The following is a 9,081-nucleotide window of genomic DNA, read 5'->3' as shown; positions in this document are numbered from 1 at the left end:
GCATGTCCGGTGGTGTGGGAGGAGGGCCGGGTGACCCGGCCCTCCTACCCGATTACGCGCCTTTTCAGAGCGCGAGCTTGAAGCCGAGGTGGGAGGGGACGAAGCCGAGGCGCTCGTAGAAGCGGTGCGCGTCGGTGCGGGTGATGTCGGAGGTGAGCTGGACGAGCTGGGCGTCGAGTTCGCGGGAGCGCTGGACCGCCCAGCGGATCAGCTCGGTGCCCAGTCCGCTGCCCCGTTCGTCGCTGTGCACCCGGACGCCCTCGATGATGGTGCGGGTGGCGCCCTTCCGGGAGAGGCCGGGGACGACGGTCAGTTGCAGGGTGCCGACCGTCCGGCCGGCGCGTTCGGCGACGACGAGGTGCTGGTGCGGGTCGGCGTCCAGGCGGTCGAACGCGGTGCGGTACGGGGTGAGGTCGTCAGGGCTCTCCCGGGTCGCTCCCAGCGGGTCGTCGGCGAGCATGGCGACGATGGCCGGCAGGTCGTCGCCGGTGGCCCGGCGGATCGTCAGTTCGTTCATGATCACACCCTAGAAGAGGCCCTTACACCGCAGAAGGGACCCTCAGGCCCGCCCCGAGGGCCCCGCCCCCGCCACACCGACCCCGCGCGGCAAACGCCCCAGAACGGCCGTAGCGGCCCTCTACGGGGGTGATTCGACGTCACGCGCCCGGCTGGGCGCTGGTGATGACGGCGAAGACCGCGCCGTGCGGGTCGACGAGCCGGGCGAGGCGGCCGACGCCGTGGACGTCCTCGGCGGGGAGCCGGACGGTGGCGCCGAGCCGTTCGGCGGTGGCGAGCAGGGCGTCGACGTCGGTGACCTCGAAGGAGGGGAGCCAGTGCGAGGAGATGCCGCCGGCCGCCGCCTCCGGCGGGATCGGGCAGATCCCGCCGTGCGCGTCCGCGGTCCCGCCGCCGGGCGGGGTGAGCACGGTGTACAGCTCCTCGCCGACCGGGACGTCCTGCTCCTGCCAGCCGAAGACCGTGCGGTAGAAGGCCTTGGCGGCCTCGGGGTCGACGCTGAAGCACTCCGTCCAGCAGAGGCTGCCGGGCTCGGAGACGGTGTCCAGGCCGCGGAGGTCGTGCGGCTGCCAGACGGCGAAGTCGGCGCCGGTCGGATCGGTGTAGCCGGCCGTCCGGCCGCTGCTGAGGACGTCGTAGGGGGCGAAGCGGACCCGGCCGCCGGCCTCGCGGACCAGGGCCGTGGTGCGGTCGGCGTCCACGGTGCGGAAGGAGACGGTCCAGGCGGCGCGGTCCCGGTCCGCGGTGCGGGGGCCGACGGCGGCGACCGTCCGGCCGTCCTGGCGGAAGAAGCCGTAGTCGGCGGCCTCGGCGCCGCCCGGGGTGAAGGTCCAGCCGAAGACCTCGGTGTAGAAGACGGCTGCGGCCGGGGTGTCCGGGGTGGCGAGGTCGAGCCAGTTGGGCGTGCCGGGCCGGAAGGCGGTGGTGAGCATGGTTCCGACTCCTTCGACTTCGACGGTGGGCCCGGTTCCCCCTTCCGGTTCGTCCCAGCCTGGCACTCCCGCCCGGGATGTCGCACCCGGGCGGTACGGTGCGTAGCGGAAGTCGTCCCGCACGGTGATAGGGGGCCCGGTGGCCAGGCAGACAGCGGCGCGCACGGGCACGGGCGCTGCGACCGGAGCGGCGACCGGGGGCGGCCAGGCGCCGCCGCGCCAGCTCGCCCAGGTCGAGGGCGTGCTGGAGCGGATCACGTACGCCAACGAGGAGACCGGCTACACGGTGGCGCGGGTCGACACCGGGCGCGGCGGCAACGATCTGCTGACGGTGGTGGGCGCGCTGCTCGGGGCGCAGCCGGGGGAGTCGCTGCGGCTGCACGGGCGGTGGGGCTCGCACCCGCAGTACGGGCGGCAGTTCGTGGTGGAGAACTACACGACGGTGCTGCCGGCGACGGTGCAGGGCATCCAGCGCTATCTGGGGTCGGGGCTGATCAAGGGGATCGGGCCGCGGTTCGCCGAGCGGATCGTGGAGCGGTTCGGGGTGGACACCCTGGAGGTGATCGAGCACGAGCCGGGCCGGCTGATCGAGGTGCCGGGGCTCGGGCCGAAGCGGACGAAGAAGATCGCGGCCGCGTGGGAGGAGCAGAAGGCCATCAAGGAGGTGATGGTCTTCCTGCAGGGCGTCGGGGTCTCGACCTCGCTGGCTGTACGGATCTACAAACAGTACGGCGACGGCTCGATCGGTGTGGTGAAGAACGAGCCGTACCGTCTGGCGTCGGACGTCTGGGGCATCGGCTTCCTCACCGCGGACCGGATCGCGCAGGCCGTGGGCATCCCGCACGACAGCCCGGAGCGGGTGAAGGCGGGGCTGCAGTACGCGCTGTCGCAGAGCAGCGACCAGGGGCACTGCTACCTGCCGGAGGAGCGGCTGATCGCGGACGGCGTGAAGCTGCTCCAGGTGGACGTGGGGCTGGTGATCGACAGCCTGGCGGAGCTGGTGGCCGCCGAGGGGGTGGTGCGCGAGCAGGTGCCGGGGGAGGGCGGCGAGCCGGTCACGGCGGTGTACCTGGTGCCGTTCCACCGGGCGGAGATCTCGCTGGCCAACCAGTTGCTGCGGCTGCTGCGGGCGGACACCGACCGGATGCCGTGGTTCGCGGACGTCGACTGGCCGGCGGCGCTGGGCTGGCTGGCGCGCCGGACGGGGGCGGAGCTGGCGCCGGAGCAGGAGCAGTCGGTGCGGCTGGCGCTGACCGAGCGGGTCGCGGTGCTGACCGGCGGGCCGGGCTGCGGCAAGTCGTTCACGGTGAAGTCGATCGTGGCGCTGGCGCTGGCGAAGCGGGCCAAGGTGGTGCTGGCGGCGCCGACCGGGCGGGCGGCGAAGCGGCTGGCGGAGCTGACCGGGGTGGAGGCCTCGACGGTGCACCGGCTGCTGGAGCTGCGGCCGGGCGGGGACGCCGCGTACGACCGGGACCGGCCGCTGGACGCGGACCTGGTGGTGGTCGACGAGGCGTCGATGCTGGATCTGATCCTGGCGAACAAGCTGGTCAAGGCGGTGGCGCCGGGGGCCCACCTGCTGTTCGTGGGGGACGTCGACCAGTTGCCCTCGGTGGGGGCCGGGGAGGTGCTGCGGGACCTGCTGGCGGAGGGCGGGCCGATCCCGTCGGTGCGGCTGACCCGGATCTTCCGGCAGGCGCAGCAGTCGGGGGTGGTGACCAACGCGCACCGGATCAACGAGGGGCTGCCGCCGCAGACCGAGGGGCTGCCGGACTTCTTCCTGTTCGCGGAGGACGACGCGGAGCGGGCGGCGGGGCTGACGGTGGACGTGGTGGCGCGGCGGATCCCGCAGCGGTTCGGGTACGACGCCCGGCGGGACATTCAGGTGTTGGCGCCGATGCACCGGGGCCCGGCGGGGGCGGGCAACCTCAACACGCTGCTGCAGGCGGCGGTGACGCCGGCCCGGGAGGGGCTGGCGGAGCGGCGGTTCGGCGGGCGGACGTTCCGGGTAGGTGACAAGGTCACGCAGATCCGCAACAACTACGACAAGGGGCGGAACGGGGTCTTCAACGGCACCGTGGGAGTGGTGACGTCCCTCAGTGTCGACGACCAGCGCCTGACGGTGCTGACCGACGAGGACGAGGAGGTGCCGTACGACTTCGACGAGCTGGACGAGCTGGCGCACGCCTACGCGGTGACGATCCACCGGTCGCAGGGGAGCGAGTACCCGGTGGTGGTGATTCCGGTCACCACGTCCGCGTGGACGATGCTTCAGCGAAATCTGCTCTACACGGCGGTGACCAGGGCCCGAAAACTCGTTGTGCTGGTGGGGTCACGGAAAGCGATCGCGCAGGCGGTTCGCAGTGTCAGCGCAGGTCGGAGGCATGCCGCCCTCGATCACCGGCTGGCGGCTGGATGATTCTCCAAGGGATGGTTGCCTCTATTGTTCTCTTGACGTGAAGAGATTTACGGCAGAGCCTGGTGGGGTGCCGATCTTGTCCGGTTCGTACCGGCTGTGGCGGCAGGTTTTGTAGGGGCGGGCCCTTTCGGGCCACCCCGGGTGCGCGGCTGTCCGCCGGATGGGGGATGGTAGAGACAGTCAGGGCACCTTGGAAGAGGATTCATTTCGTCGGTGAGGAAGACGTGAGCGACAACTCGGTAGTACTGCGGTACCAGGACGGCGAGTACGAGTACCCCGTCGTCGAGAGCACTGCGGGCAACGCCGGCTTCGACATCTCGAAGCTGCTCCCGCAGACCGGCCTGGTCACCCTGGACAACGGTTTCGGCAACACCGCCGCCTACAAGTCCGCGATCACCTTCGTGGACGGCGACAACGGCATCCTGCGGTACCGCGGTTACCCGATCGAGCAGCTCGCCGCCAAGGGCGACTTCATCGAGACCGCCTACCTGCTGATCAACGGCGAGCTCCCGGACGCCGACCAGCTGGCGGAGTTCAACCGCGAGATCACCCAGCACACCCTGCTGCACGAGGACGTCAAGCGCTTCTTCCAGGGCTTCCCGCGGGACGCCCACCCGATGGCGATGCTGTCCTCGGTGGTCGGCGCGCTGTCCACCTTCTACCAGGACAGCCACAACCCGTTCGACGCGGCCCAGCGCCACCTGTCGACGGTCCGGCTGCTGGCGAAGCTCCCGACCATCGCGGCCTACGCGTACAAGAAGTCGGTCGGCCAGCCGTTCGTCTACCCGCGCAACGACCTGAGCTACGTCGAGAACTTCCTGCGGATGACGTTCGCCGTCCCCGCCGAGGACTACGAGCTCAACCCGGTCATCGTCAACGCGCTGGACAAGCTGCTGATCCTGCACGCGGACCACGAGCAGAACTGCTCGACCTCCACGGTCCGCCTGGTGGGCTCCAGCCACGCCAACCAGTTCGCGTCCATCTCGGCCGGTATCTCGGCGCTCTGGGGCCCGCTGCACGGCGGCGCCAACCAGGCCGTGCTGGAGATGCTGGAGAGCATCCAGAAGGACGGCGGCGACGTCGACGCCTTCATCACCAAGGTCAAGAACCGCGAGGCCGGCGTCAAGCTGATGGGCTTCGGCCACCGCGTGTACAAGGCCTTCGACCCGCGCGCCGCGCAGGTCAAGCTGCTCGCCCACGAGGTGCTCGGCCAGCTCGGCAAGTCCGACGAGCTGCTGGAGATCGCGCTCAAGCTGGAGGAGCACGCGCTCAAGGACGACTTCTTCGTCTCGCGCAAGCTCTACCCGAACGTCGACTTCTACACCGGTCTGATCTACCGCGCCATGGGCTTCCCGACCAGCATGTTCACCGTGCTGTTCGCCCTCGGCCGGCTGCCGGGCTGGATCGCCCACTGGCACGAGATGATCAACGACCCGGGCAGCCGGATCGGCCGTCCGCGCCAGATCTACACCGGCACCGCGATCCGCGACTACGTCGAGATCGACGGCCGCTGACGCCAGGCGTACGCCCTGACACCGTGCCACGAGGGCCCGGCCGCACTCCTGCGGCCGGGCCCTCGGTCTTTTTTCCACAGGTCCGGCGCACGACTCCGGGGGCGGCTGTGGGTCCGGGACGGCCGCTCAAAGCGTCCCTGGCCCCGCCACACCCCGGCGCCGTGCGCGAAGGCCGCCAACCTCGGCGACCGACCCGGGGCCCGCCGGAGCCCCGTCGGCGACAGTGGTGGTCACGCGTCGACGCTGTGCCGTTCGCCACGTCTCGGCCCACCGGAAAAACTGCCGCACTACCAACCTAAGACGTATCAGCGTGCGAGAAGTTACGCCCGGGGGGTGTGAGCTGCCTCTCGCCACGCTCCGTGTGCGTGCGGTGCCGACCCCATACCACACCTTCCGGCGGCGGCGACGTCACCCTCCCCGCAGTCACGGCAACCGAGCGTGATAGGAATCGTGGCATTCCGGTACGGACCGCCCCGCACCTAGCAGCGTGGCGGCGGAGCTGGGGAGGGAGTGCGCGGATGACCAGGAACGTGGTTGTCACCGGCGGTGGCACGGGGATCGGGTACGAGGTGGCGCGGCGGTTCGCCGAGGTCGGCGAACAGGTCGTGATCGTCGGCCGGCGGCGCGCGGTGCTGGAGGAGGCCGCCGCCACCCTCGGGCCGCAGGTGACCCCGCTGGTCTGCGACCTCGCCGACCCGGACGCGGTGGAGGCCGCGCTCGCCGAACTGCCCGAGCGGGTCGACGTGCTGGTGAACAACGCCGGCAGCCGGGAGACCGTGATCGGCGCCGGGCCGCACGCCCTGCTGGCCCGCTGGCGGGGCGACTTCGAGCGCAACGTGCTGACCGTGGTGATGCTCACCGAGTCGATCCGGGACCGGATCACCCCGGGCTCCGGCCGGGTGGTCACCATCAGCTCGATCGCCGCGCTGCGCGGGGCGGGCTCGTACGGGGCGGCGAAGGCCTCGCTGCACGCCTGGAACCACTTCCTGGCCGCCCAGCTCGGCACCTCGGGCATCACGGCCAACATCGTCGCCCCGGGCACCGTGGCGGGCACCGAGTTCTTCGGGCCGCGGCTGGACGAGGCGGAGGTCTCCCGGCGGGCGGCCCGGACGCTGCTCGGGCGGATCGGGGAGACCGGGGAGGTGGCGGCGGCGGTGCACTTCCTGGCCTCGCCGGAGGCCGGGTTCATCACCGGGGAGATCCTGCACTGCAACGGCGGCGAGCTGCTCGGCCGCTGAGCGGCGGTCCGTCGAGGAGAACCGGTGAGGGGCCCGTACCGCGTCCGCGCGGTACGGGCCCCTCACCGGTTTTGGAGGACCCTAGGCGGCCCGGAAGCGGCGCAGCCGGAGGCTGTTGGTGAGCACGAAGACCGAGGAGAAGGCCATCGTGGCACCGGCGATCATCGGGTTGAGCAGGCCGGCGGCGGCGAGCGGGATCGCCGCCACGTTGTAGCCGAAGGCCCAGAACAGGTTGCCCTTGATGGTGCCGAGGGTCCGGCGGGAGAGCCGGATGGCGTCGGCGGCGGTGCGCAGGTCGCCCCGGACGAGGGTGAGGTCGCTCGCCTCGATGGCGGCGTCGGTGCCGGTGCCCATGGCGAGCCCGAGGTCGGCCTGGGCGAGGGCGGCGGCGTCGTTGACGCCGTCGCCGACCATGGCGACGACCCGGCCCTCGGCCTGGAGGATCTCCACGGCGGCGACCTTGTCCTCGGGCAGCACCTCGGCGTACACGTCCTCGGCGGGGATGCCGACCTCGGCGGCGACCGCCTCGGCGACGGCCCGGTTGTCGCCGGTGAGCAGCACCGGCCGCAGGCCCAGGGCGCGCAGCTCGGCGATCGCCTCGGCGCTGGTGGGCTTGACCGCGTCGGCGACCTCCAGCACGGCCCGCGCCGCGCCGTCCCAGCCGACCGTGACGGCGGTCCGCCCGGCGGCCTCGGCGGCGCGCCCGGCCTCGGCGAGCGGGGCGGGCAGCGGTCCGTCGTCCGTGAGCAGGGTCGCGCGGCCGGCGATCACCGCGCGGCCCTCGACGACGCCCCGGACGCCGAGGCCGGGGAGGTTCTCGAAGCCCTCGACGGCGGGCAGCGGGCCGAGCTTCTCGGCGGCCGCGGCGGCGACGGCGGCGGCGATCGGGTGCTCGGAGGCGTGCTCCAGGGCGCCGGCCAGGCGTAGGGCCTCGTCCTCGGTGACGCCCTCGGCGGTGTGGACGGCGAGCAGGGTCATTCGGCCGGTGGTGACGGTGCCGGTCTTGTCGAGGACGACGGTGTCGACCCGGCGGGTGTTCTCCAGGACCTCGGGGCCCTTGATGAGGATGCCGAGCTGGGCGCCGCGGCCGGTGCCGACCATCAGGGCGGTCGGGGTGGCCAGGCCGAGGGCGCACGGGCAGGCGATGATCAGCACCGCGACGGCGGCGGTGAAGGCCTCGGTCGCGCTGTCGGTGGTCAGCAGCCAGGCGACCAGGGTGCCGAGCGCGATGAGGATGACCACCGGGACGAAGACGGCGGAGATCCGGTCGGCGAGCCGCTGGGCGGCGGCCTTGCCGCTCTGGGCGTCCTCGACGAGCTGGGCCATCCGGGCGAGCCGGGTGTCCGCGCCGACCCGGGTGGCCTCGACCACCAGTCGGCCACCGGCGTTGACGGTGGCGCCGGTCACGGTGTCGCCGACGGCGACCTCGACGGGCACGGACTCACCGGTCAGCATCGAGGCGTCGACGGCGGAGGCGCCCTCGACCACCACGCCGTCGGTGGCGATCTTCTCCCCGGGGCGGACCACGAAGCGGGTCCCGACGGTCAGCCGGTCGACCGGCAGCCGGAGCTCGCGGCCGCCCTGGAGGACGGCGACGTCCTTGGCGCCGAGGTCCAGCAGGGCGTGCAGGGCGGCTCCGGCGCGGCGCTTGGAGCGGGCCTCCAGGTAGCGGCCGAGCAGGATCAGCACGGTGACGGCGGAGGCCGTCTCCAGGTAGAGCATGGACGAGGCGTCGGTGTCGCCGACCGAGAGCGAGAACTCGTGCCGCATCCCGGGCATGCCGGCGTCGCCCCAGAAGAGCGCCCAGAAGGACCAGCCGAAGGCGGCCAGGGTGCCCAGCGAGACCAGGGTGTCCATGGTCGCCGCGCCGTGCTTGAGGTTGGTCCAGGCGGCGCGGTGGAACGGCAGGCCGCCGTGGACCACGACGGGGCCGGTGAGGGCGAAGGCCAGCCACTGCCAGTTGGTGAACTGGAGCGCCGGGATCATCGACCAGAGGACGACCGGCAGGCTGAGGACGGCGCTGACGAGCAGCCGGTCGAGCAGCGGGTCGGCGGGTTCGGGGCGGGCGGCGGCCCCGGCCGGGGTCTCGGCCGGCGCGGCGGGCACCGGCGGCGGCGGGAGTTCGGCGGTGTAGCCGGTGTTCTCGACGGTGGCGATGAGGTCGGCCACGCTGACGTCCGGCCCGAAGTCGACTCTGGCCTTCTCGGTGGCGTAGTTGACGGTCGCCTCGACGCCGTCCATCCGGTTGAGCTTCTTCTCGATCCGGGCGGCGCAGGCGGCGCAGGTCATGCCGCCGATCGACAGCTCGACGCGGTCGCGGACGGCGGTGGAACCGTCCTGGCCGGCTATGGCGGCCGCCGCGTCCGGGGAGGTGGAGCCCGGGGTGGAGGTGCTCATGTGCTGATCAGCTCCTAGACCCGTACTTCGCGGGTCGCTGATTCGTATGGTGTGACCGGTCCGGGAGT

At 72.3% G+C, this 9,081-nt stretch carries 6 protein-coding genes; 3 read left to right on the top strand and 3 right to left on the bottom strand.

Translation table 11 applies throughout. The features are described 5' to 3' along the window. Positions 1-64: 64 nt before the first annotated feature. Positions 65-517 carry a GNAT family N-acetyltransferase gene (locus ACFP3U_RS36440; protein WP_380230069.1) on the bottom strand — a complete coding sequence of 151 codons (453 nt, stop codon included), beginning with the start codon at positions 515-517 and terminating at the stop codon, positions 65-67. A 139-nt stretch (positions 518-656) separates the two neighbouring features. Beyond that, a complete protein-coding gene (locus tag ACFP3U_RS36435) occupies positions 657-1,448 on the bottom strand; it encodes a VOC family protein (protein WP_380230068.1) in 792 nt (263 codons plus the stop codon). Between the two features lie 241 nt (positions 1,449-1,689). Between ACFP3U_RS36435 and recD2 the strand changes: the two genes are divergently transcribed. The 3 genes from recD2 (at position 1,690) to ACFP3U_RS36420 (ending at position 6,616) form a co-directional block, all read left to right on the top strand. Then, positions 1,690-3,864 carry an SF1B family DNA helicase RecD2 gene (recD2, locus tag ACFP3U_RS36430; protein ID WP_380230070.1) on the top strand — a complete coding sequence of 725 codons (2,175 nt, stop codon included), beginning with the start codon at positions 1,690-1,692 and terminating at the stop codon, positions 3,862-3,864. Between the two features lie 224 nt (positions 3,865-4,088). Then, positions 4,089-5,378, top strand: coding sequence for a citrate synthase (locus tag ACFP3U_RS36425; protein ID WP_380230067.1), 1,290 nt, complete (start codon positions 4,089-4,091; stop codon positions 5,376-5,378). A 518-nt stretch (positions 5,379-5,896) separates the two neighbouring features. Next, a complete protein-coding gene (locus tag ACFP3U_RS36420; RefSeq protein ID WP_380230066.1) occupies positions 5,897-6,616 on the top strand; it encodes an SDR family NAD(P)-dependent oxidoreductase in 720 nt (239 codons plus the stop codon). 81 nt (positions 6,617-6,697) lie between these two features. Here the strand turns inward: ACFP3U_RS36420 and ACFP3U_RS36415 are convergent, their stop codons facing one another. After that, positions 6,698-9,013 carry a heavy metal translocating P-type ATPase gene (locus ACFP3U_RS36415; protein WP_380230065.1) on the bottom strand — a complete coding sequence of 772 codons (2,316 nt, stop codon included), beginning with the start codon at positions 9,011-9,013 and terminating at the stop codon, positions 6,698-6,700. Positions 9,014-9,081 lie beyond the last annotated feature (68 nt).

It is taken from the genome of Kitasatospora misakiensis, from assembly GCF_042656005.1.
Classification (GTDB): Bacteria; Actinomycetota; Actinomycetes; order Streptomycetales; family Streptomycetaceae; genus Kitasatospora; species Kitasatospora misakiensis.
The sequence above is the reverse complement of the archived record's forward strand: the minus strand, read 5'-3'. Positions and strand labels throughout refer to the sequence as shown.